Here is a 22555-nt window from a genome sequence, read left to right as displayed (position 1 = left end):
CCGTTTCGCCCTTTTGTCCGCTCGGAAACAAGGGGATGTCAGTCACGAATTGACGTGCACGAAATCCCGCAGCAGCGGATAGATCTCGTTGTTCCAGCGCTTACCCGAGAACACGCCGTAATGGCCGACGCCGGCCTGCATGTGGTGGACGCGGCGATAGGCGCGCACGCCGGTGCAGAGGTCCTGCGCGGCGAGGGTCTGGCCGATCGCGCAGATGTCGTCCTTCTCGCCCTCGACCGTCATCAGCCCCATGCGGCTCACGGCCTTGGTGTTCACCGGTCGGCCGCGATGCATCAGTCTGCCTTGCGGGAGCAGGTGCTCCTGGAATACGTCTCGCACGGTCTCGATGTAGAACTCGGCCGGCAAATCCATCACCGCGAAATATTCGTCGTAGAAGGTCTTGATCGTCGCCGCCTTCTCCTTCTCGCCCTTGGCGATGTGGTTGGCGAGATCCATGTGCTGCTTGATGTGGCGCTCGAGATTCATCGAGACGAACGCCGTGAGCTGCACGAAGCCGGGATAGACCTTGCGCAAGGCGCCGCGGCATTGCACCGGCACGTAATTGATCAGATTGCGCTCGAACCATTCGATCGGCTTGCTCTTGGCGAACTCGTTGACCCTGGTCGGCTGTATCCGTGTGTCGATCGGTCCGGCCATCAGCGTCAGCGTCGCCGGGCGCGAGGGATGGTTGTCCTCGCACATGACCGCGGCGGCCGCGAGCGCCGAGACCGAGGGCTGGCAGATCGCCACCATGTGCGGGCGAGGGCCGAGCTGGCCGAGGAAATCAATCAGATGCTCAGTGTAGTCGTCGAGCCCAAAGCGGCCTTCGCTGCGCGGAATGTCGCGCGGATTGTGCCAGTCGGTGATGTAGACGTCGTGGTCCTGGAGCAGCGTCTTCACGGTGCCGCGCAGAAGCGTCGCGAAATGGCCGGACATCGGCGCCACCAGCAGCATGCGTGGCTGCTCGCCGACGCCGTCTTTCCTGAAGTGCAGCAGCGAGCCGAACGGCGTCGCATAGGCGATCTCCTCGGTGACCGCGATCTCGCGGTTGCCCACCATGACGCTGTCGATGCCGTAGGCCGGACGGTCGTAGGTGAGGGTGGAGCGCGAGATCAGCTCCAGCGCCGCCGAGAGCCGGCCGACAACCTGGTCCGACGCGCCCTGCGGCACCAAATTGAGGAATCTGAGCGCGGATGAAGCGCCGGCCCGCCAGGGCGCGGTGAGGTCCATATGGTTCTGAAAGGCCTGATAATACATCGACATCATACTGAAATGCCCACCTGTCCCCCTGGCATTATGCAATATCGAAGCCAAGCGGGAGCCGGACGCCCCTGGAATTGGCACATCGCTTGCTCTTCAATTTGCCGAAAGCACAGCTTGTAGGCGCGCGCCGAGGGTCGAGCAGGCGTCGGGTTCAGGGAAGGGCCAAATGGCGAAGGCGACACTGACCATCAGCAGCAAGAATTATTCGTCCTGGTCGCTGCGTGGCTGGCTGCTGACGAAGTTCTCCGGGCTTGATTTCGAGGAGATCGTCACGGCGCCCGACGACGCATCCGCCCGCGCCGAAATCCTTCTGTTGTCGTCCTCTATCCTGGTGCCGTGCCTGCGGCACGAGGGCGCCGTGATCTGGGATACGCTGGCGATCGCCGAATATCTCAACGAGGCGATGCCGGACGCCGGTCTATTGCCTGATGACCGCATCCAGCGCGCGCATTGCCGCTCGATCTCGGGCGAAATCCATTCCGGCTTCACCACGTTGCGCGCCTCGCTTCCGGTCAATCTGAAGGGGCACTTTCCCGGCTTCAAGATCTGGTCGCGCGCGCAGGCCGACATCGATCGCGTCTGGTTCATCTGGCGTGATTGCCTGGAAAAGTCGGGCGGCCCCTTCCTGTTCGGCGAGAAGCGCACCATGGCGGATGCGATGTACGCGCCTGTGGTGACGCGCTTCGTCACCTATGACGTCAAGCTCGCGCCGCCGCTGAAGGCCTATGCCGACACCATCATGGCCATGCCCGAGATGCAGGAATGGATCGCGGCCGCGCGGGAAGAGCCGGCCGAGATCGAGGAGCTCGAGGTCGAATATTAGGCAGCCGTTGCGGCCGCCTGCCTGTTTCGGCGCCTGGGCACCGTCATCCCCAGGACAGGCGGCGAGTCCGGCTCATGTCGTTGATGCCGTTAACCTTTGTCGCCAAGCATCAGCCCAAACCGAATCCCGCGCTGAGTAGATATTGTGCGAACTGGTTGGCCGGCCGGCGACATCTAGCCGTGAACAGGTGCGTACGAAGCTTGGCGGCTGATTCGGACGTGATTCGTTCGGGCCGCGTTCCGAAGGTTAAAGCTGAGCGCGGCCCCGTCGCATTTTGAAACAGATACGATGCCTCAGGCTGCGCCCGAATGCTTCATGCGCGGCAGGCGCCAGCCGATGACGGTCGCTTCGACCGCAATTCCGGCCTCGTTGTTCCGCCAGCGTCCCTCGACATAACGGCAGGCGAACGGCAGCTGATACGTGCCGCTGTGGTCTTCGCACAGCACTTCGACCGCAAGACCCGGTGGCGGTTCTCCGGCGCCGTCGAATTCCGCCAGACGTCTATCGCGCGTTGCCATTCCAAAAATCTCCCCTGAACAAAGCCGCGGAAAGAGCGCCCACATCTTTCGCGTGCCGATCATCGTTCCCGTCCCAGGGAACAGGTGCAAGCTCAACGCGAGAATGCGGTACGAGTGTGGTAGCCTCACGCTGCTGCGCTTAAACAGCGCACATTGCCGTGATCGATCTGACGAGGAACCTGCATGCTGTACCGAAGCGCCGGCGTCTGTTTCGCGATGTTGCTGCTCGCCACGCTGGCGATCGTGCCGGTCCGCGCGCAGGACGTGCCCGGTATCGAGATATGCACCGTCGAGAAGACCATGGAGCGGCGCACCAGCTGCCTTCAGAGCAATGTCGATTTCCTCCAGAAGACCATCACCAAGCTCACGCTCGATCAGCAGCAGAAGCTGGATGCAGCCAATCGCCAGATCGACGCGTTGAAGACGACGCTGGCCGGTCTGCAGAAGACGCTCGCCGATCTCCAGTCTGCTCAGACCAAGACGGCCGAGGATCAGAAGAAGAAGCAGGACGCGCCGCCGGCCAAGGATTCCAAGTAAGCGCGCCTGTCACGTCACGCGGTATCGCTCCATCACGCCGCGGTCGGGCTCGTAGCCAAGCCCGGGACCCGTGGGCACCGCGACATGGCCGGTCGCATCGACATCGGCGTGGCCGCCCCAGAGGCAGGCCTCGCGTTTCAGATAGAACATCTCGACGAGCCCGTCGTCGCGCGTTGCCAGCAAATGCAGCGTCGCCAGCAGGCCGGGACCAAAGTAAGGGGAATGCGGAACGATATTGACGCCGAACTGATCGGCCAGCGCCGCGACCTTCAAGAACTCCGTGATGCCGCCGACCTTGGTGACCGATGGCTGGGCGTGGCTGACCGCGCCCGCATCCAGCATCTGGCGGAATTGATATTCCGTGCAGGCGTTCTCGCCGGCGGCAATGCCGAGCCCGCCGCTGCTGCGGACGTCGGCGAGCGCAACAAAATCCTCCGGCGGCCACACCGGCTCCTCCAGGAACATCGGCTGCGCATCCGCGCAAGTCTGCGCGAAGGCGATCGCCTGCGCGGCTGTGAGCGGGCAGTTCATGTCGACCATCAGCGGAATGTTGGGCCCGATCGCCTCGCGCGCGGCGAACACCGCAGGGGCCGTGGTCTCATGCAGCTTGATGGCGCCATAGCCGAGCGCGAGAGCCTTCCTGCATTCGTTCGCGATGTTGTCGGGCGAGCCGATCCGCAACAGGCTCGCATAGGCCGGGATGGCTGGGCGCCTGGTCTCGCCGAGCAAGCGATGCAACGGAACACCCTTGATTTTCGCAGCCAGGTCCCACAGCGCGATGTCGAGCCCTGATATCGCGAACATGGTGATGCCGTAGCGGCCGAACAGATGCAGATTGCGCTGGATCTGCTCCATGGCCGCCGGGATGCCGGCCGCATCCGGCACCGTCAGCCCGCGCGCCTGCGGCGCGATCATCTCCTCGACGGCGCTGCGCGTGGTGCGCGGGCAGACATAGGCGAAAGCATCGCCCCAGCCGGTCAGCCCGGAATCGGTCGTGACCTCGACCAGCACCATGTCGAGCGCGCTGATGGCGGACGCGCCTTGGCGGAAGCTCGCGACGCCGGCGTCATAGGGGATGCGGATATGGTGCGCCCGCACATCGGTGATGTCCATGACGCGGTTCCTCCGTGCTTTCTTGTGAGCGGTTCAGAAACTCGCGGAGTGTAGCCGTGAACGCAAGGACGTTGCCAGTGGCCATTCCCAGACTATCCTGTTGCGGGGATAGCAACGCCGATCAAGCGAAGGGGGAATGACCGGCGCACCCTTGCCGCGCTTCGAACGAGGACGACCATCGTGAATCCAGCCCAGCGCGCGCTCTGGTATATCGAGAGCCATTTGGCCGAGCCGATGACGCTCGACGAGATCGCCGAGATATCCGGCGTGTCGCGGTTCCACATCGTGCGTGCGTTTGCCGCAGCCACCGGCCTCCCGGTGATGCGTTACGTGCGCGCGCGGCGGCTGACGGAAGCTGCGCGCAGTCTGGCAAAGGGTGCACCCGACATCCTGTCGCTGGCGCTGGAGGCCGATTACGGCTCGCACGAAGCCTTCACCCGCGCGTTCCGCGACCAGTTCGGCACCACGCCCGAAGCGGTGAGGGCGGCAACGTGCGTAAGCCATCTCAAGCTTCAGGAGCCGATCCTCATGGACTCCACCATGCTCGACCATCTTGCCCCGCCGCGTTTCGAAACCGCAAAGGCCTTCCTCGTCGCCGGTCCCGGCGAGCGCATCGCCTGTGACAACGGCGCCATGATCCCAGGTCTGTGGCAACGCTTCCATCGGGAGATTGCCGACGTTCCCGCGCGCGTCGGCAACGTCGCCTATGGCATCTGCTGCAACGGCGATGATGCCGGTAATTTCGACTACATCGCCGGTGCCGAGGTCAACGATTTCTCGGACCTGCCGCGCCGCTTCAGCCGCATCCGCATCCCCGAGCAGCGCTATGCCGTCTTTACGCACACGGATCACGTCGCGTCGATCCGACGCACCGTGAGCACAATCTGGAATCAGTGGCTGCCGGCATCTGGCCTCAAAGCTGCGGATGCGCCGAACTTCGAGCGCTACGATGAGAGGTTCGATCCTGCAACCGGCAATGGCGGATTCGAGATCTGGCTGCCGGTGAGGGAGTAGAGCTTCCGCAAGGCTGGCATACCATCCCGCTTGCTTGGCAAGCCCCGGTGACTTTGTCATAACCGCAGGCAAAGCTTGCCTGCGGGGCCCATGCCGGACATCCCGTGCAAGTCATAACAAGCAGCCGGGAGGGTCCCACCATGTCCAACGTTCGTGTTCTCGCCACCGACCTCGAATTTCCCGAAGGGCCGGTCGTGATGCCGGACGGCTCGGTCGTGCTGGTGGAAATCCGCGGCCAGCGCCTGACGCGCGTTTACCCCGACGGTCGCAAGGAGATCGTCGCGAAGGTGCCGGGCGGTCCCAATGGCGCAGCCCTGGGGTCCGACGGCAAGATCTACATCTGCAACAATGGCGGCTTCTCCTGGCTTCCGGCCGGCAAGATGATCATGCCGGGCCCGCAGCCGGAGGATTATCTCGGCGGCGCGATCCAGCGCGTCGATTTGCAATCCGGCAAGGTCGAGACCGTCGTGAGCAAATGCGGCGCGCACGATCTGCGCGGCCCGAACGATCTCGTCTTCGACAAGCACGGTGGCCTCTGGTTCTCCGACCTCGGCAAGCGCCGCGCGCGCGAGATGGACGTCGGCGGCATGTATTATCTCAAGCCCGGCATGAAGGAGATCGTCGAAATCGTGCACGGCATCCTGCCCGCGAACGGCATCGGGCTCTCGCCGGACGAGAACACCGTCTACATCGCGGAGACGCCGACGGGCCGGCTCTGGGCCTATGAGCTCTCCGCGCCGGGAACGCTGAAGCCGCGCGAGGTGATCTATCGCGGCGAGCGCGGCAAGCCGATCTGCGGCCTCGGCGGCTACCAGATGTTCGACTCGCTGGCCGTAGAAGCGAATGGCAATGTCTGCGTCGCCACCCTCGTCTCCGGCTGCATCTCGGTGATCGCGCCCGACGGCACCCTGGTGGAGCAGGTGCCGACCGGCGACCGCGTCACCACCAACATCGCCTTCGGCGGCCCCGAGCTGAAGACCGCCTATATCACGCTATCGGGCAAGGGCGAGCTGATTGCCATGGATTGGCCGCGCGGCGGTTTGCCGCTCAATTTCCTAAACAAATAAACGGTGCTAGTTACCGTCATTGCGAGCGAGGCATAGTAACCGCCAGACCCTCACCCTGAGGAGCGCGCCCTGAGCGCGCGTCTCGAAGGGCGAGGCCACCAGCCGGGCCTTCATCCTTCGAGACGCGCGTTCCGTGCTCCTCAGGATGAGGATCTGGCACCTGGAATGCCTCGCTGCCCAATGACAACGGAGAGTATCTCGAATGCCCTGGCCTGATCCCATCACCCTGCGCGGACAGCACGCCCGTCTGGAGCCGCTGGCGCATGATCATCGCGAGGGGCTGGTCGAGGCCGTCAAGGACGGCGAGCTGTCGAAGCTCTGGTACACCGCGATCCCCTCGCCGGAGAACATGGCCAAGGAGATCGATCGCCGCCTCGGCCTGCAGGCCGCCGGCTCGATGCTGCCGTTCACCGTGTTCGATGCCGCCGGCACCATCGTCGGAATGACGACCTACATGAACATCGATGCCGCCAACCGCCGCGTCGAGATCGGCTCGACCTGGTACGGCAAGAGCGCGCAGCGCGGCCCGCTCAACACGCAGTGCAAGCTCATGCTGCTGCGGCACGCCTTCGAGACGCTGAACTGCATCGCGGTCGAGTTCCGCACGCATTTCTTCAACCACCAGAGCCGCCGCGCCATCGAGCGCCTGGGTGCCAAGCAGGACGGAATTCTGCGCAGCCACCAGATCGCGCCGAACGGCACGCTGCGCGACACCGTGGTCTACAGCATCACCGCCGCCGAATGGCCGACGGTGCAGGCACATCTGGAATTTCAACTCAACGACAAGCCGCGCTGAGAGGCGCCGAGGCACCATGGACAGATTTGATTATGTGATCGTCGGCGCGGGCTCCGCCGGTTGCGTGCTCGCCAGCCGGCTGAGCGAGGATCCGAATGTGAGCGTCTGCGTGCTCGAGGCGGGGCCTTCCGACTGGCATCCCTACATTCATCTGCCGGCGGGCTTCATCAAGACCTTCCACATGAAGAGCATCAACTGGGCCTACCAGCAGGAGCCGGGGCCCTGGACCGGCGGGCGCAGCATCTATGCGCCGCGCGGCAAGACGCTCGGCGGCTCGTCCTCGATCAACGGCCACATCTACAACCGCGGCCAGCGCATGGATTTCGACACCTGGGCGCAGATGGGTAATCGCGGCTGGGGCTATGCCGACGTGCTGCCCTATTTCCGGCGGCTGGAGAAGCGGGTCGGCGAGGGCGAGGAAGCTTATCGCGGCCGCGAGGGCAGCCTCACCGTCACGACGATGGACTGGCGCGATCCGCTCTGCGAAGCCTTCATGGAAGGCGCGGTCTCGCTCGGTATTCCCCGCAATCCCGATTACAACGGCAAGACCCAGGAGGGCGTGTCGTATTGCCAGCGCACCATCAACAATGGCTTGCGCGTCTCCGCCGCGACCGCGTTCCTCAAGCCCGCGATGAAGCGGCCGAACGTGCATGTGCACACCCATGCGCACGCGACCGAGATCATTTTTGAAGGCAAGCGCGCCGTCGGCGTGCGCTACACCAAGGGCGGCCGCGGCGGACATCCCGTCGAGGTGCGCGCCAACAAGGAAGTGATCCTGTCCGGCGGCACCTATAACTCGCCGCAACTCTTGCAGCTCTCCGGCGTCGGCTCGCCCGACCTGTTGCAGCAGCACGGCATCGCGGTGCGTCACGCGCTCCCCGTCGGCGAGGGCCTTCAGGACCATTACGCGCCGCGCACGGTGGCGCGGGTCAAGGACATCAAGACCATCAACGAGCTTCGCCGCGGTTTCTCGCTGTGGATCGAGGCGCTGAAATGGGCGACCGCGCGCCGCGGCCTGCTGTCGCTGTCGCCAACCATGGTCTATTGCTTCTGGCATTCCGGCGAGAGCGCCGAGAGCTCCGACCTCCAGCTCACGTTCACTCCGGCCTCCTACAAGGAAGGCGTGCAGGGCCAGCTCGAGGACGAGCCCGGCATGACCGTGGCCTCCTGGCAGCAGCGCCCGGAGAGCCGCGGCTACGTCCACATCCGCTCCAACGATCCGTTCGCGCCGCCGATCATCCAGACCAATTATCTCGACGCCGAGCTCGACCGCCGCGTCATCGTCGGCGGCATGAAGCTCGCGCGCAACCTTCTGAAGAGTGCGCCGCTGTCGCCCTATTACGCCTATGAGGATTTTCCCGGTCCCAACGTCAACACCGACGACGAATTTCTGCACGCGGCCACCGAGCGCGGCACCACCACCTTCCACCCCGGCTGCACCTGCCGCATGGGCCCTGCGGATTCGACCTGGGCGGTCGTCGACGACCAGCTCCGCGTCCACGGGTTGGAAGGCCTGCGCGTCATCGACGCCTCGGTGATGCCACGCATGATCTCGGCGAATTTGAATGCCTCGACGATGATGATCGCCGACCGCGCCTCCGACCTGATTCGCGGCAAGCAGCCGATGGAAGCCGCAAGGATTCCGGATACAGCGGTGGCCTAGGAAGGTCTCGTGCCCCGGACGCAGCGCAGCGCTTCTTCAGCGGTGCGCTGCAGAGCCGGGGCCTATGTCGCCGCAATCTGCCGTGTCGCCTTCTGGGTCCCGGCGCTGCGCAGCAGCGTTGCACGCTGCAGCGCGGCCGGGACGCGTTCGCTCGCTGGTGGCTGTTTCGCTCGCCGTCAACCCCTTCCCGCAAAAATATTCCACTTTACCGAAATTCGGAATTGCGGCATAAGTCGCGGCAGCCCGGCCCGACGAAGAGGGGCGGTTCGCGAGTCGTTCGAAACGCGGGCCGGGTTGCGATGGACGCGGCAGCGTCGGGCACGAAAGGCAAGGGCAGGGCGGATGCTCTCCGTGAGCCCAAAACGTCGTGCGGACGAACGGCGCTGACAGGTTCGTCCCACTGGTGTTTCGATGGCAATTTGCACAAGGCCGTCGGAGCCGGTGGGGTCAAGCGAACCGCGCGTACGGCAAAACCGTGTGGTCCTGGCCGTCGTTGCTACGGCCAAGCCCTGGCGAATGCGGCAGTCGCGTCAACCGGCGCAATGCCGGCGACTTTCGCCGGGGTGAGGGAGGCCAGAAGGAACTCGGCTCCCGGGAGAGCACGGCATAAGCCGTCCGACCACCGCGCAGGGAGGCCGTGTGTTCGGCACCACCTGTATGCTGCTGTGCGGTTTTCTGCGTGCACCTTTTGCGCAGCAGACCGCGGGTGCGAGGTCAGCACCCGGCCTTCCCTGCGCCCTCTGTTCGAAGAGGGAACGAGATGAAGCAAGGCTCGGGCGAAATGCGCCGCGAGGCTGCGAAGGCGTGTCTGCAACTCCACACGCCCCGTCATCGCCCGCGAACGCGGGTGATCCAGTATTCCAGTGGCGCATGTGATTGAGCCGAGAAGTCGCGGCGTACTGGATGCCCCGATCAAGTCGGGGCATGACACCGATGGTGAGGCGGGGCGTGGCGCTATCGCAAGAGAACGAGCAGCCTCACACTTCCCGCCGGCTCAAGAACGCCAGCCGCTCGAACAGATGCACGTCCTGCTCGTTCTTGAGCAAGGCGCCGTGCAGCGGCGGGATCAGCTTGCGCGGGTCGCGCTCGCGCAGCTGCTCGGCGCTCATGTCCTCGTTGAGCAGGAGCTTGAGCCAGTCCAAAAGCTCGGACGTGGACGGCTTCTTCTTCAGCCCGGGCACCTCGCGCACCTCGAAGAAGATGCGCAGCGCCTCTTCCACCAGGCGCTTCTTGATGCCGGGGAAGTGGACGTCGACGATGCGATGCATGGTGTCGGCATCGGGAAACTTGATGTAGTGGAAGAAGCAGCGGCGCAGGAAGGCGTCCGGCAGCTCCTTCTCGTTGTTGGAGGTGATCATCATGATCGGGCGCTGCTTCGCCTTGATCGTCTCGCCGGTCTCGTAGACGTGGAATTCCATGCGGTCGAGCTCGAGCAGGAGGTCGTTCGGGAATTCGATGTCGGCCTTGTCGATCTCGTCGATCAGCAGCACCGGGCGCTGCTCGGCCGTGAAGGCCTCCCACAGCTTGCCGCGCTTGATGTAGTTCCTGATGTCGGACACGCGGGCATCGCCGAGCTGGCTGTCGCGCAGGCGCGACACCGCGTCGTATTCGTAGAGGCCCTGCTGCGCCTTGGTGGTGGACTTGATGTGCCAGGTCAGCAGCGGCGCGTTCAGCGCCTTCGCCACTTCCTCCGCCAGCACCGTCTTGCCGGTGCCGGGCTCGCCCTTGATGAGGAGCGGGCGCTCCAGCACGATCGAAGCATTGACGGCGACCTTGAGATCGTCGGTCGCAACATAGTCCTTGGTGCCGGTAAACTTCATCGCTCGTCCTTGTTGGTCGTCGTTGCCAGGCATTGCCAATTCATTGCCGTGGTCACGACAAGCGAACGGCCGCTCGCGGCGGCCGTTCCTGGTTCGGTCAGGCTTTCAGACCCGTTTTATCAGCGAAAGGATGACGAGCACAATCACCGCGCCAATCGTGGCATCGACGATGGCGCCGATCGTACCGGTCGCCAGCTGGATATGCAGCTGAGGCAGAATCCAGCTCGCCACCAGCGCGCCGATGATGCCGACGACGATGTTGCCGACCAGCCCAAATCCCGCCCCGTGGACAATCTTGCCTGCAAGCCAGCCTGCGATCGCGCCGATGATGAGCGCTGCGAGAATTCCCATTGCAAACGTCCCCAAAACAACCCCGTATGGCGTCAATTCTAGAGCAAAAAGCCTGGCGGTCCAGCGCGGAGCAGGGGCTTCCGCCCCTTGACGTTCGCCCCCCGACGGGCAATCTGTCACCCATGTTCCTGCAATTCTTCACCTCTCTGCGCGACGCGCAGGTCCCCGTGACGCTGCGCGAATACCTCACACTGATGGAGGCGCTCGACGCTGACCTCGCGGACTACACGGTCGAGAACTTCTATTATCTGTCGCGCGCTTCGCTGGTGAAGGACGAGCGCAATCTCGACAAGTTCGATCGTGTCTTCGGCACGGTGTTCAAGGGGCTCGAAAGCCTGCTCGAGGCCATGGACAAGGCGGAGATTCCCGAGGAGTGGCTGAAGAAGCTCGCGGAAAAGTATCTCACCGAGGAAGAGAAGAAGCAGATCGAGGCCATGGGCTGGGACAAGCTCATGGAGACGCTCAAGAAGCGCCTCGAGGAGCAGAAGGGACGGCATCAGGGCGGCTCGAAGTGGATCGGCACCGCCGGCACCTCGCCGTTCGGCGCCCACGGCTACAACCCCGAGGGCGTGCGCATCGGCCAGGAAAAGAACCGCAACAACCGCGCCGTGAAGGTGTGGGACAAGCGCGAGTTCAAGGATCTCGACGGCAATGTCGAGCTCGGCATCCGCAACATCAAGGTGGCGCTGCGCCGCCTGCGCAAATTCGCGCGCACCGGCGCGCCCGACGAGCTCGACCTCGACACCACCATCCGCGAGACCGCCAATCACGGCTATCTCGACGTGCACATGCGCCCCGAGCGGCGCAATGCGGTGAAGCTTCTGGTGTTCTTCGACATCGGCGGCTCCATGGACGCGCATATCGAGCAGGTCGAGGAGCTGTTCTCGGCGGCGAAGAGCGAATTCAAGCACATGGAGTATTTCTACTTCCACAACTGCCTCTATGAAGGCGTGTGGAAGCAGAACAAGCGCCGCTTCACCGACCGCACGCCGACCTGGGACGTGCTGCACAAATACCCGCACGACTACAAGGTCGTGTTCGTCGGCGACGCCTCGATGTCGCCTTACGAGATCATGGTGCCCGGCGGCTCGGTCGAGCACGTCAACGAGGAGCCGGGCTCGGTCTGGCTCGATCGCATCATCCGCACCTATCCGCATACGGTTTGGCTGAACCCGGTGCAGCAGAAGCATTGGGACTATTCAGAATCCACCACCATCATCAAGCGCATCTTCGCCAACCGGATGTATCCGATCACGATCGAGGGGCTGGAAGGTGCGATGAAGGAATTGACGCACTGATGCGTGTCGTCATTCCGGGGCGCGAAGCGCGAGCCCGGAATCCCTCGGGCGGCAGAGTTGGTGGCGAAATGGATTCTCAGACGCGCAATTGCGCATCATAGCTCGATGCTGCGCATCGCCCCGGAATGACAAAGAGAAGGGAAGACCCATGCCCCAGACCATCACCCGCGGCATCAAGGCGCTGATCGACGAGGCCAATGCCGAGATCGAGACCCTCAACGCCAAGGACGCCATCGAGATCTCCAAGAACGGCGACGTCGTCATCGTCGACATCCGCGATCCCCGCGAGATCGAGCGCGACGGCCGCATTCCCGGCGCGTTCGCCTGCACGCGCGGCATGCTCGAATTCTGGATTGATCCGCAGAGCCCCTACGCCAAGCCGATCTTCCAGGAGGACAAGAAGTTCGTGTTCCACTGTGCCGGGGGCTTGCGCTCCGCGCTCGCCGCCAAGACCGCGCAGGACATGGGGTTGAAGCCGGTCGCCCACATCGCCGGCGGTTACGCCGCCTGGCGCGATGCCGGCGGCCCGACGGAGCAATGGGTGCCGAAGAAGAAGGGGTGAGGTGAACACCTCCCTCACCACATACTGCGTCATGCCCGGGCTTGACCCGGGCATCCACGTCTTTGCCGCGACGAAGAACGTGGATGGCCGGGACAAGCCCGGCCATGACGACTGAGACAATTGCTGGAGCATGCAATGACCGCCACCGATCCCCTCATCTCCACCGAATGGCTCGCCGCACACATCAACGACGCCGAAGTCAAGATCCTCGACGCCAGCTTCAAGCTGCCAGGCGTGCTGCCGCTGCCGAAGGACGACTATCTCGCCACCCATCTGCCCGGTGCGGCCTTCTTCGACGTCGATGCAGTGTCGGATCATTCCAACCCGCTGCCGCACATGTATCCGAGCGCCGAGCAGTTCGGCCGCGACATCGGCAACCTCGGCATCACCAACGCCGACACCGTCGTGCTCTACGATGCCGGCGGCTGGGTCGCAGCGCCCCGCGCGTGGTGGATGTTCCTGGCCTTCGGCCACACCAACGTGCGCATCCTCAACGGCGGCCTGAAGAAATGGCGTGCCGAGGGGCGTCCGGTCGAGAGCGGCGAGGTGAAGCCGAAGCCGGCGACGTTTAGGGCGAGCTACGACGCAAAGCGCGTGCGCAGCATGCAGCAGCTGATCGCCAACGTCGAAAGCCGTGCCGAGCAGGTGATCGATGCGCGCGCCGCCGACCGTTTCGAGGGCCGCGCGCCGGAGCCCCGGCCGGGCATCCGCTCCGGCCACATCCCCGGCGCCCGCAACGTGCCCTACAATCTGCTGTTCGACGCCGCGACCGGCGAGATGAAGCCGCTCGACGACCTCCGCGCGGCCTTCAGCAATGCCGGCGTCAAGCTCGACTCCCCGATCGTGACGAGCTGCGGCTCGGGCGTGTCGGCCGGCGTGCTGACGCTCGCGCTCTATCGCTTAGGCGTCACCGACACCGCGCTCTATGACGGCTCATGGTCGGAATGGGGCCAGGAGAAGGGCCCGCCGATCGCGACCGGTCCGGCGTAAACTCGCTGTTTCCACATCGTCATGGCCGGGCTTGACCCGGCCATCCACGCCTTGAGGCGCGGTACACAGAACGTGGATGCCCGGGACAAGCCCGGGCATGACGATCTCTTCGAAATGATTATTAGCCGCAAAGAAGGCGCGTCACCGCGCGCGCGTGGTCGTCGTCGCGAAGGTCTGCTGCTGTCCGAACGGATCGAGCTGTTGCTGCAACTGCTGAGGCGGCGGACGGCGCACCACGCGCTGCCGCTTCTTGGCTTTGGCCTTCGCCTTCGGCTTGGCCGCCTTGATGTCAGGTTTGGCCTTTGCCGGTGCATCCTTCACGGACGTCGCCGCCGGATCGTTCAGCGCGGCCAGCTTGGCAGACGCGATATCGAGCGCTGAGGAGGCGAGGGCGGCATCGGAGCCAGCCGGCACCGGCTCGTCGGCCGGCTTGACCTCGGGGACCGCGGCCGTGGTGTCGTCAGGCGTGAGCGTGTCGGTGGGCGCCGCTGCTGCGACCTCCACGGTCGCGTCGGGCTTGGCCGGTTCGAGCGCAGCGACCTCAGCCGGCGGTGCAATGACCGTGGACTGAGCGTCGGCTTCGGTCGCCACTGCGGCGACCTGCTCCGGCTCGCTCACTGGAAGCCCAATGGTCGGTATCTGGTCGCGCAAGGAGAGCTCCGGCTCGGCCACCTCAGGCTCGGCCCGCAACACCGCGAGCACCGGCTGGGCCGGCTCGGGGGCCTGCGCAAACACCTTCTCCTTCGGGCCGTTCCGCCAGGAGGGGTTGCTGACATACTGCTCGTGGCTCGCCCGCAGCAGCGCGGCGGCCCCTAGGCCGAACACCAGGATGGACGTTGACAGCAGGATCGCGGCAAACAGGAAGCGAAAGCCGGGAAGCATCGGACGGGTTGCGAATTTCCGCCCCGGCGGGGTCGCCAGGGCCCATGAGCCATCTGAACGCGGTGACGGTACTGATTGCCGCGTTCGCCGCGCGGGATCGAAGCTCAAAGCAGTGGCGAATCAGGCTGATTCGACCATATCGCAACGTCTCACCGCCGCTTCCTAAATTCGGGGCCGAAGACTCCGGCAATTGACGGTGCGATGCGATTTCCGCCCCGTGATGCAACGGGGCAACGGTAGTCTTGCGGATCACAAATCGGCAAATCCGGCGCAAATAGGCCTGATATGTCTTGAATGTGCCGCTATCTTCCGTCATCTGGCCGTTAACGGTCCGGACGGGCTTGGGGACTATACAAGAGCGATGATGATCAAACATTTTCTGACGATATGCGCTGCCGCAACAGTCGCTGCGGCGGGAACCTCGCTCGCGCAGGCTCAGAGCTATCCAGTCCAGCAGGTGCCGAGCTATGGCGCCCCGGCCGAATATCGGCCCGGCGATCGCACGCCCAATTTCGACGCGCTGGAGGATGACGACGACGCGATGCCGCAGGCATCCTTGCCGCCGCCCGGCCCGGTCGATGATCCCCGCTATGGCCGCCCGATGGGCGCGCCGCCGGTCTATTCGGCGGCTCCGCCGCAGGGCCCGGTGATGTCGCCGGATGATCCGCGTTATGGCCGTCCGGCTGGCGCGCCACCGGTCTACTCAGGCCCGGTGATGTCGCCCGACGATCCCCGCTACGGCCGTCCGGCCGGTCCGCCGCCGGTGATCTATGCCAACCGTCCGGGCCAGGGCCAGGCTCCGGCCAATGACGGCCTGCGTCCGCCGGAAGCCGTGGGCGGTCCCGCCGCGACCGGAACGGTCCAGGCTGGGCAGCCGCCCGTCGGTACCGATGGTCGCCCGGTGACGTTGGCCGCGCTGCCGCCCGAGGAGCAGCCCGATGCTGCGCCGGTGCAGCTGCCGCCGAACCTGCGCCGCCAGGAGGTCTCGTTCCAGACCAAGGAGCCTGCCGGCACGCTCGTGGTCGATACGCCGAACACCTACCTCTATTACGTGCTCGGCAATGGCCGTGCGATCCGCTACGGCGTCCGCGTCGGCCGCGACGGCTTCACCTGGACCGGCGTGCAGAAGATCACCCGCAAGGCCGAGTGGCCGGATTGGCATCCGCCGACCGAGATGATCGAGCGCCAGCCCTATCTGCCGCGCTTCATGGCCGGCGGCCCGGGCAATCCGCTCGGCGCCCGCGCCATGTATCTCGGCTCGACCGTCTACCGCATCCACGGCACCAACCAGCCTTCGACCATCGGCAAGTTCGTGTCGTCGGGCTGTATCGGCATGCTGAACGAGGACGTCTCCGACCTGTTCGATCGCGTCAAGGTCGGCACCCGCGTGGTCGTGATGCCGGGCGGTCCGCCGCCGGGAACGGCGACCGCCTCCGCCGCGCCGACGCCGGGTGCTGCCGGTCCGGCCCCGATGTCCGCGCAGGCTGGCCCCGTTCCGGGCACGCAGCCGACCGTGGTGCCGCCGCTGCCTGCGCCGGTCACCGTGCGCTGAGCGCGCCGACAATATTCAGATTGCAGAAGGGCGTGCCATCGGCACGCCCTTCGTCGTTCAGGCCAGCTTGCGCGGCAGCTCACTGCCTTTGGTGAAAGCGTCGATCGCCTCGACCATCTGGCCGTAATGGATGCGCAGTCCGTCCGTGGTGGCGTAGCCGAGATGCGGCGTCAGCACGACATTGTCGAGCTTGCGGAAGGGATGATAGACCGGCAGCGGCTCGATCGAGAAGACGTCGATGCCGGCGCCTGCGATGGTCCTCTGCTGCAAGGCCTCGAGCAGCGCCGCCTCATCGACAATTGGCCCGCGCGCGGTGTTGACGAGAAAGGCGGTCGGCTTCATCCGCGCGAGATCGGCGCGGCCAACCAGTCCGCGCGAGCGCTCGCTCAGCACCACGTGGATGGTGACGATGTCGGCCTTGGCGAACAGCTCGTCCTTGGTGGCGAAGCCGACGCCGGCTTCCTTGCACTTCTCCGGCGTGAGGTTCGGGCTCCAGGCGATCACGTTCATGCCGAACGCCTTTGCGATCCCGGCCATCTTGCTGCCGAGCTTGCCGAGCCCGACGATGCCGAGCGTCAGTCCCTCGATCTCGACGCCGGCGAAGGTCTGCCAGGGCTCGCCGTCATGCATGCGCGCATTCTCGCGGCCGATGCCGCGGGTCAGCTCCAGGATCAGGCCCATGGTGAGCGGGGCGGTCGGGTCACGCGAATATTGCGTGCCGCCGACGGCGACGCCGCGTGCCTTGGCGGCCTCCATGTCGATCGCGGCGTTGCGCATGCCTGACGTCAGCAGCAGCTTCAGCTTCGGCAAGCGATCGAGCAGGCTCTTGGGTAACGCGGTGCGCTCGCGCATCGCACAGATGATTTCGAAATCGGCCAGCGCACTCGCCGCGGCCTGCTCCGAGGCGAAGGGGTGACTGAACACGGTGACATCGACACGGCCGGACAGTTTTTGCCAATCCGCGACGTCGAGCGCGAGGTTGAAATAGTCGTCGAGAATTGCACAGCGCAGCTGCGTCATCGGGATTCATCCATGGCGAGAGGTGCCGGCGCCAGGCGAGGGCGCCATCGTCGGAACCGGAGCATGGTTGCGCGCAATCGCAGCCGCGCGCAAGCAGCTGGCGCGTTCAAAAATCCGATAGGAAGGAGGGTTCAGAGGTCGCGGGGCTTCAGGCGGAACGGCGCATCCATGCCGTGCTTGGCGCGCCAGGCCGGGCCGGGGCCGCGCATGTAGTGCAACTCGGGCCGGTACGGGTTGAACGCCGTGGCGAAGAAGCGCTTCCAGAAGCCCTTGATCTCCGAGACGAAGCCGGAGGCGTGCCCGGTTTCTGCCGGCACAGGAAGCGAGTGGGTTTCGATCAGTGCCATGACGCTGTCTCGCCGTGCTCCCCGTTCGTTCTGAGCGGGTGGCGCTGTTTCCGCGCGAAACCGAGCTTTGGCCTGATTTATTAAAAGATGGTTTCAATTGTTCGGATCGGCGGCGAGATGGTGTCCGAACCGTATTCATCCGTGGTGAACGGACGGAAAACGTTGCCCTTTGGGGGCGGGATCGTTACATCGCTGCCAAAGCAAATTTCCTCAAATCGAAGGTTTCACGGGACCGATGGCGCGCCAGTTCATCTATTTCATGCAGGGCCTGACCAAGAGCTACCCGACCCGGAAGGTGCTCGATAACATTCACTTGAGCTTCTACCCGGACGCCAAGATCGGCGTGCTCGGCGTCAACGGCTCGGGCAAGTCGACGCTGCTCAAGATCATGGCCGGCCTCGACAAGGAGTACAACGGCGAGGCCTGGGTCGCCCAGGGCGCCCGCGTCGGCTATCTCGAGCAGGAACCGCATCTCGACCCGGCGCTCACCGTGCGCGAAAACGTCATGCTGGGCGTCGCCAAGCAGAAGGCCATCCTCGATCGCTACAACGAGCTGGCGATGAACTATTCCGAGGAAACCGCCGACGAGATGACCAAGCTGCAGGACGAGATCGAGGCCCAGGGCCTTTGGGATCTCGACAGCAAGGTTGACCAGGCCATGGACGCGCTACGCTGTCCGCCTGATGACGCCGACGTGACCAAGCTCTCGGGCGGTGAGCGCCGCCGCGTCGCGCTGTGCCGCCTGCTGCTCGATCAGCCGGAGCTTCTGCTGCTGGACGAGCCGACCAACCATCTCGACGCAGAATCCGTGTCGTGGCTGGAAGGCCATCTGCGCAATTATCCCGGCGCGATCCTGATCGTCACCCACGATCGCTACTTCCTCGACAACGTCACGAGCTGGATTCTCGAGCTCGACCGCGGCAAGGGCATTCCCTACGAGGGCAACTACTCGTCCTGGCTGGTGCAGAAGCAGAAGCGCCTCGAGCAGGAGGGACGGGAGGACGCCGCCCATCAGAAGACGATTGCCCGCGAGCAGGAATGGGTCGCGTCCTCGCCGAAGGCACGCCAGGCCAAGTCGAAGGCGCGCTATCAGCGCTATGAGGAGCTGCTCAAGCAGGCGAGCGAGAAGCAGACCCAGACCGCACAGATCATCATCCCGGTCGCCGAGCGGCTCGGTGCCAACGTGGTCGATTTCGAAGGCCTCAGCAAAGGCTATGGCGATCGCCTGCTAATCGACGATCTCACCTTCAAGCTGCCGCCCGGCGGCATCGTCGGCGTGATCGGTGCCAACGGCGCCGGCAAGACCACGCTGTTCAAGATGATCACCAAGCAGGAAACGCCGGATCAGGGCACGATCACGGTCGGCGAGACCGTGCATCTCGGCTATGTCGACCAGTCCCGCGATGCGCTCGACGGCAACAAGAACGTGTGGGAGGAAATCTCCGGCGGCAACGAGCTGATCCTGCTCGGCAAGAAGGAAGTGAACTCGCGCGGCTATTGCTCGTCGTTCAACTTCAAGGGCGCCGATCAGCAGAAGAAGGTCGGCGCGCTCTCCGGCGGTGAACGCAACCGCGTGCATCTCGCCAAGATGCTGAAATCAGGCGCCAACGTCCTGCTGCTCGACGAGCCCACCAACGACCTCGACGTCGACACGCTGCGTGCGCTCGAAGAGGCGCTGGAGGATTTCGCCGGCTGCGCCGTCATCATCAGCCACGATCGCTGGTTCCTCGACCGCATCGCGACCCACATCCTGGCCTTCGAGGGCGACAGCCACGTCGAATGGTTCGAGGGCAACTTCCAGGATTACGAGAAGGACAAGATGCGCCGGCTTGGCCAGGACAGCATCATTCCGCACCGCGTGAAGTACAAGAAGCTGACGCGGTGACCCCGGCATGATCCGGCGGGCGCTCATCGCTGCGGTGATCGTGGTCACCTGCGGCTGGTCGTCCGCCCGCGCCGCCGACGCTGCCTTCACCCAGTTCATCGCCTCGCTTTGGCCGGACGCGCAGGCGGCAGGCGTGTCGCGCGCGACGTTCGAGCGAGAGACGCGCGGGCTCGAACCCGATTACAAGCTGCCCGATCTGCTGCTGCCGGGCCGTCCCGCCACCGGTGCACCTTCGCAGGCCGAGTTCGTGCAGGTGCCCGCCGATTATGTCAAGGAAGCCTCGATCGCGCGGCTTGCGGGCGAGGGGCAGCGGCTGCTGCAGAAATACCGCGCCTCGCTGAACGAGATCGAGAAGAAATCCGGCGTGCCGGCGACCGTCATGCTCGCCATCTGGGGGCGCGAGACGGACTATGGCCGCCATACGCTGCCCCATGATCTGGTGCGTGTGCTGGCGACGCAGGCCTATGTCGGACGGCGCAAGGATCAGTATCGCAACGAGTTCATCGTCGCGCTCAAGATCCTCAACGAAGGTGTCGTCACGCGCAAGGACATGCGCTCGTCCTGGGCCGGCGCCACCGGGCTGACGCAGTTCCTGCCGTCCGAATTTTACAAGCACGGCGTCGATTTCGACGGCGATGGCCGCATCGATATCTGGCATTCGGTGCCGGATGCGCTGGCCTCCGCGGCGCAGCAACTCGTCAACAAGGGCTGGCAAAGCGGTGTGCGCTGGGCCTATGAGGTGCAGGCGCCGGCCAAGGTCGATTGCACCATCGGCGTGCCCGAGGTGACGAAGCCGATCGGCCAGTGGCTACGCGAAGGCTTTGTGCCGGTGCGTGGCGCGAGGCTCAGTGCGGCCGAGCAGGCGCAGCCGGCCTCGCTGCTCCAGCCGGAGGGCATCTATGGTCCCTCATTCCTGACCACGAAGAACTACTTCGTCATCAAGGAATACAATTTCTCCGATCTCTATGTGCTGTTCGTCGGCCATCTCAGCGACCGCATGACCAGCCCGCAGCCATTCGCAACGCCCTGGTCGGCTTCGAAGCAGCTGCGGACGACAGACGTCGAGACCATGCAGCGCGGGCTCACGCGCATCGGGCTCTACAAGGACAAGATCGACGGCAAGGCGGGCATGCAGACCCGCGCCGCGCTCGGCGCCTACCAGAAGTCGGCCGGTCTCAAGGTCGATTGCTGGCCGAGCGAAGAAGTGCTGCGCTCGATCCAGGCGGCGCGATAACGATTTCGACCAAAGAAAAAGCCCGGCCGATGGTCTCGGCCGGGCTTCGATCGTGGCGCGGGATGCGCGCGCAGCGATCAGATCAGTAGCAGACGCGGATCGGACGGCTGACCCAGCCGTAGCCGTCCCAATAGCGCTCACGACGCCAATAGCAGGGCGCGGGCGGCGGGGGCTCGGCCACGTAAACCGGGCCGCCATAAGCGGGGCGGCTCGAGGCGATGGCACCGCCGACGATCGCGCCGCCGATCAGGCCGGCTGCGATGCCGGCGCCGATGCCGTCATGGGCCTTCGCGGACGGGGTGGCGGTCACCAGCGAACCGGCAACCGTCGCGACCGTGAGGGCAGCAACTACAGTCTTCTTCATGCTCTTGGCTCTCCTGGGAGAAGGGGCTCCCCTTGTGAGGGGCGGCCGGGTTTTCGAAGGTTCACGCACACTCTGATGGAATTGGCCGTTGGGCTTAGGAAGCGCGCAAATGGTCAACCCACGGTAAACGCACACGGAGCTGTGACGAGAAAAAGCGGTCTTTTTCAGGCTCCGAGATGAACGGCGCATCCGTAGAGAGCCGTCCTGCGGCGCCTCAGCCGCAGACTCTGACGCGGCGGACGCGCCAGGCATAACCGTCCCAGAAGCGCTGCTTCTGCCAGGCGCAGCCGCCATAATAACCATCGGAGACATAGCCCGGACCGGGGGCGTAGTAGCGGGGCGGATAATAGCCCGGTTCGTAGTAGCCGGGACCGGGTCCGTAATAATACGGAGAGGCCAGCGCGCCGCCGACGATGGCACCGCCGATGATCCCGGCCGCCACGCCAGCAGCGACGCCGCGCTGGGCTTGGGCCGGGGTTACGGCCGTCACGGCCAGGGCGGCGACGGCAGCGACTGCCAGGAGCGACTTCTTCATGGGGGCAAGACCTTTCGCACGAACACGCGGGAACTCTTTGGGGCGTAAGGTTCCATACTTCGCTTGAATGATCAATGAACGGCTCCCCTGCGGGGGGCGACCAATGGATAAGGACCGCAGCTCCACCAGGAGACGATGATGGGCAACGCGATGGCGCTGATTGTAGCTGGTATCGTTTGCGCGATCGGCTACGGCTGGATCGTGCATCTCCGGGACGGCGGCCGACGCTCCCGCGCGATAGCCGGCGGCGACAACGGGACTAGCAGTGGTGGCGGCTATTCCGGAACCAGCGATAGCTTCGCGCTGGGAAGCTGGTTTTCCGGCGGCAGTTCGGGAAGTTCGACTGACGGGGGCACCTGCTCCAGCAGCGATGGCGGCAGCAGCAGCAGCGGCGGTGGGGATTGCGGAGGCGGCGATGGTGGTGGTGGTGGTGGAGGCGGCGACTAGATCCGCTCCAATCTTGATCCGCCGCAACGCGCTGATCTTGAACCGTTCTAAGCTGCACCCCGGGCCAGTTTGGAATAGCTTCAAATACCGGTTTTTCCTTTTGCATCCGGCCGGGCCCTTAAATATCGATGATGGTGCATCACCGAAGGGCCTGCCGCTTCCATGATCGTTTGTTCCTGTAACGTGCTGAGCGATGACGATATCCGCGCCGCCGTCGCCGAGTCCGACGACGCCGTGCGCCATGCCAAGCAGATTTATGGATGCCTCGGCTGTAGCGCCGAATGCGGCCGCTGCGCCCGGACCATCAAGACCATCATCGACGAAGCGCTCGGCCCCTGCGCCCAGTCCTGCTGTGCCGGCTGTCCGCACAGCCACACCGTGGCGGCCAACGACGAGACCTCCGAACCGGCCCAGTTCGCTCTCGCGGCCTGCTGAACCCCTCCAGACGATCAGCTGAGTTTTTCCCCGGTTGCG

24 protein-coding genes are annotated in these 22555 nt (G+C 64.7%); 14 read left to right on the top strand and 10 right to left on the bottom strand.

From position 1 onward, the window contains the following. Positions 1-42: 42 nt before the first annotated feature. Positions 43-1266, bottom strand: coding sequence for a polyhydroxyalkanoate depolymerase (locus SE91_RS24740; RefSeq protein ID WP_156489762.1), 1224 nt, complete (start codon positions 1264-1266; stop codon positions 43-45). 163 nt (positions 1267-1429) lie between these two features. Here SE91_RS24740 and SE91_RS24735 point away from each other — a divergent pair, with 163 nt between their 5' ends. Then, positions 1430-2086: a glutathione S-transferase family protein gene (locus tag SE91_RS24735; RefSeq protein WP_060735143.1), complete on the top strand. Its 657-nt coding sequence runs from the start codon at positions 1430-1432 to the stop codon at positions 2084-2086. 293 nt (positions 2087-2379) lie between these two features. Here the strand turns inward: SE91_RS24735 and SE91_RS24730 are convergent, their stop codons facing one another. Further along, positions 2380-2604: a hypothetical protein gene (locus SE91_RS24730; RefSeq protein WP_008559707.1), complete on the bottom strand. Its 225-nt coding sequence runs from the start codon at positions 2602-2604 to the stop codon at positions 2380-2382. A 183-nt stretch (positions 2605-2787) separates the two neighbouring features. Here SE91_RS24730 and SE91_RS24725 point away from each other — a divergent pair, with 183 nt between their 5' ends. Further along, the gene (locus SE91_RS24725) at positions 2788-3141 is read left to right on the top strand and encodes a hypothetical protein (RefSeq protein ID WP_061849462.1); all 354 of its coding nucleotides are present in this window, start codon (positions 2788-2790) and stop codon (positions 3139-3141) included. 9 nt (positions 3142-3150) lie between these two features. Here the strand turns inward: SE91_RS24725 and SE91_RS24720 are convergent, their stop codons facing one another. After that, positions 3151-4254: a mandelate racemase/muconate lactonizing enzyme family protein gene (locus SE91_RS24720; protein ID WP_061849461.1), complete on the bottom strand. Its 1104-nt coding sequence runs from the start codon at positions 4252-4254 to the stop codon at positions 3151-3153. 180 nt (positions 4255-4434) lie between these two features. On the opposite strand from SE91_RS24720, the gene SE91_RS24715 reads away from it, so the two are divergent. The 4 genes from SE91_RS24715 (at position 4435) to SE91_RS24700 (ending at position 8794) form a co-directional block, all read left to right on the top strand. Beyond that, positions 4435-5268 carry an AraC family transcriptional regulator gene (locus SE91_RS24715; protein ID WP_061849460.1) on the top strand — a complete coding sequence of 278 codons (834 nt, stop codon included), beginning with the start codon at positions 4435-4437 and terminating at the stop codon, positions 5266-5268. Positions 5269-5408: 140 nt separating this feature from the next. Further along, positions 5409-6335, top strand: coding sequence for an SMP-30/gluconolactonase/LRE family protein (locus tag SE91_RS24710; RefSeq protein WP_061849459.1), 927 nt, complete (start codon positions 5409-5411; stop codon positions 6333-6335). A gap of 202 nt (positions 6336-6537) precedes the next feature. Next, on the top strand, positions 6538-7131 hold the full coding sequence (locus SE91_RS24705) for a GNAT family N-acetyltransferase (protein WP_060735145.1): 594 nt from the start codon (positions 6538-6540) through the stop codon (positions 7129-7131). Between the two features lie 16 nt (positions 7132-7147). After that, on the top strand, positions 7148-8794 hold the full coding sequence (locus SE91_RS24700) for a GMC family oxidoreductase (protein ID WP_061849458.1): 1647 nt from the start codon (positions 7148-7150) through the stop codon (positions 8792-8794). 977 nt (positions 8795-9771) lie between these two features. On the opposite strand, the gene SE91_RS24695 is transcribed toward SE91_RS24700, so the two are convergent. Together SE91_RS24695 and SE91_RS24690 are read right to left on the bottom strand one after the other, a co-directional pair. Continuing rightward, positions 9772-10614: an AAA family ATPase gene (locus SE91_RS24695; protein ID WP_060735146.1), complete on the bottom strand. Its 843-nt coding sequence runs from the start codon at positions 10612-10614 to the stop codon at positions 9772-9774. Positions 10615-10719: 105 nt separating this feature from the next. After that, entirely contained in the window at positions 10720-10965 is a 246-nt protein-coding gene (locus SE91_RS24690) for a GlsB/YeaQ/YmgE family stress response membrane protein (protein ID WP_061849457.1), read from the bottom strand. A gap of 122 nt (positions 10966-11087) precedes the next feature. Between SE91_RS24690 and SE91_RS24685 the strand changes: the two genes are divergently transcribed. From SE91_RS24685 to sseA, 3 genes are all read left to right on the top strand, one after another. Beyond that, the gene (locus tag SE91_RS24685; RefSeq protein ID WP_061849456.1) at positions 11088-12263 is read left to right on the top strand and encodes a vWA domain-containing protein; all 1176 of its coding nucleotides are present in this window, start codon (positions 11088-11090) and stop codon (positions 12261-12263) included. A 148-nt stretch (positions 12264-12411) separates the two neighbouring features. Further along, the gene (locus tag SE91_RS24680) at positions 12412-12825 is read left to right on the top strand and encodes a rhodanese-like domain-containing protein (protein WP_061849455.1); all 414 of its coding nucleotides are present in this window, start codon (positions 12412-12414) and stop codon (positions 12823-12825) included. Positions 12826-12960: 135 nt separating this feature from the next. Beyond that, positions 12961-13815 carry a 3-mercaptopyruvate sulfurtransferase gene (gene sseA / locus SE91_RS24675; protein WP_061849454.1) on the top strand — a complete coding sequence of 285 codons (855 nt, stop codon included), beginning with the start codon at positions 12961-12963 and terminating at the stop codon, positions 13813-13815. Between the two features lie 141 nt (positions 13816-13956). Here sseA and SE91_RS24670 read toward each other — a convergent pair whose 3' ends face one another. After that, positions 13957-14697, bottom strand: coding sequence for a hypothetical protein (locus SE91_RS24670; RefSeq protein WP_061849453.1), 741 nt, complete (start codon positions 14695-14697; stop codon positions 13957-13959). A gap of 364 nt (positions 14698-15061) precedes the next feature. Here SE91_RS24670 and SE91_RS24665 point away from each other — a divergent pair, with 364 nt between their 5' ends. Further along, positions 15062-16249, top strand: a complete 1188-nt coding sequence (locus tag SE91_RS24665) for a L,D-transpeptidase (RefSeq protein WP_061851292.1) — start codon at positions 15062-15064, stop codon at positions 16247-16249. 57 nt (positions 16250-16306) lie between these two features. Here the strand turns inward: SE91_RS24665 and SE91_RS24660 are convergent, their stop codons facing one another. Continuing rightward, complete coding sequence (locus tag SE91_RS24660) at positions 16307-17269, bottom strand: D-2-hydroxyacid dehydrogenase family protein (protein WP_061849452.1); 963 nt, start codon at positions 17267-17269, stop codon at positions 16307-16309. A gap of 131 nt (positions 17270-17400) precedes the next feature. Continuing rightward, positions 17401-17616 (bottom strand): hypothetical protein, encoded by a 216-nt coding sequence (locus tag SE91_RS24655; protein ID WP_060735149.1) that lies wholly within the window; start codon positions 17614-17616, stop codon positions 17401-17403. 235 nt (positions 17617-17851) lie between these two features. Between SE91_RS24655 and ettA the strand changes: the two genes are divergently transcribed. Further along, positions 17852-19501, top strand: a complete 1650-nt coding sequence (gene ettA / locus SE91_RS24650; RefSeq protein WP_061849451.1) for an energy-dependent translational throttle protein EttA — start codon at positions 17852-17854, stop codon at positions 19499-19501. 7 nt (positions 19502-19508) lie between these two features. Then, on the top strand, positions 19509-20735 hold the full coding sequence (locus SE91_RS24645; protein ID WP_061849450.1) for a lytic murein transglycosylase: 1227 nt from the start codon (positions 19509-19511) through the stop codon (positions 20733-20735). A gap of 82 nt (positions 20736-20817) precedes the next feature. Here the strand turns inward: SE91_RS24645 and SE91_RS24640 are convergent, their stop codons facing one another. After that, positions 20818-21099, bottom strand: coding sequence for a hypothetical protein (locus SE91_RS24640; protein ID WP_008556068.1), 282 nt, complete (start codon positions 21097-21099; stop codon positions 20818-20820). 214 nt (positions 21100-21313) lie between these two features. Next, the gene (locus SE91_RS24635) at positions 21314-21634 is read right to left on the bottom strand and encodes a hypothetical protein (RefSeq protein ID WP_061849449.1); all 321 of its coding nucleotides are present in this window, start codon (positions 21632-21634) and stop codon (positions 21314-21316) included. A 370-nt stretch (positions 21635-22004) separates the two neighbouring features. On the opposite strand from SE91_RS24635, the gene SE91_RS36490 reads away from it, so the two are divergent. Beyond that, positions 22005-22247 (top strand): hypothetical protein, encoded by a 243-nt coding sequence (locus SE91_RS36490; protein WP_156489760.1) that lies wholly within the window; start codon positions 22005-22007, stop codon positions 22245-22247. Further along, positions 22244-22516, top strand: a complete 273-nt coding sequence (locus SE91_RS24630; RefSeq protein WP_060735152.1) for a (2Fe-2S)-binding protein — start codon at positions 22244-22246, stop codon at positions 22514-22516. The genes SE91_RS36490 and SE91_RS24630 overlap by 4 nt, the downstream gene beginning before the upstream one ends. Positions 22517-22555: the final 39 nt, after the last annotated feature.

It is taken from the genome of Bradyrhizobium sp. DOA1, from assembly GCF_001593325.1.
Classification (GTDB): domain Bacteria; phylum Pseudomonadota; class Alphaproteobacteria; order Rhizobiales; family Xanthobacteraceae; genus Bradyrhizobium.
Note: the sequence above shows the minus strand (reverse complement) of the source record. Positions and strands in the feature narration are given on the sequence as shown.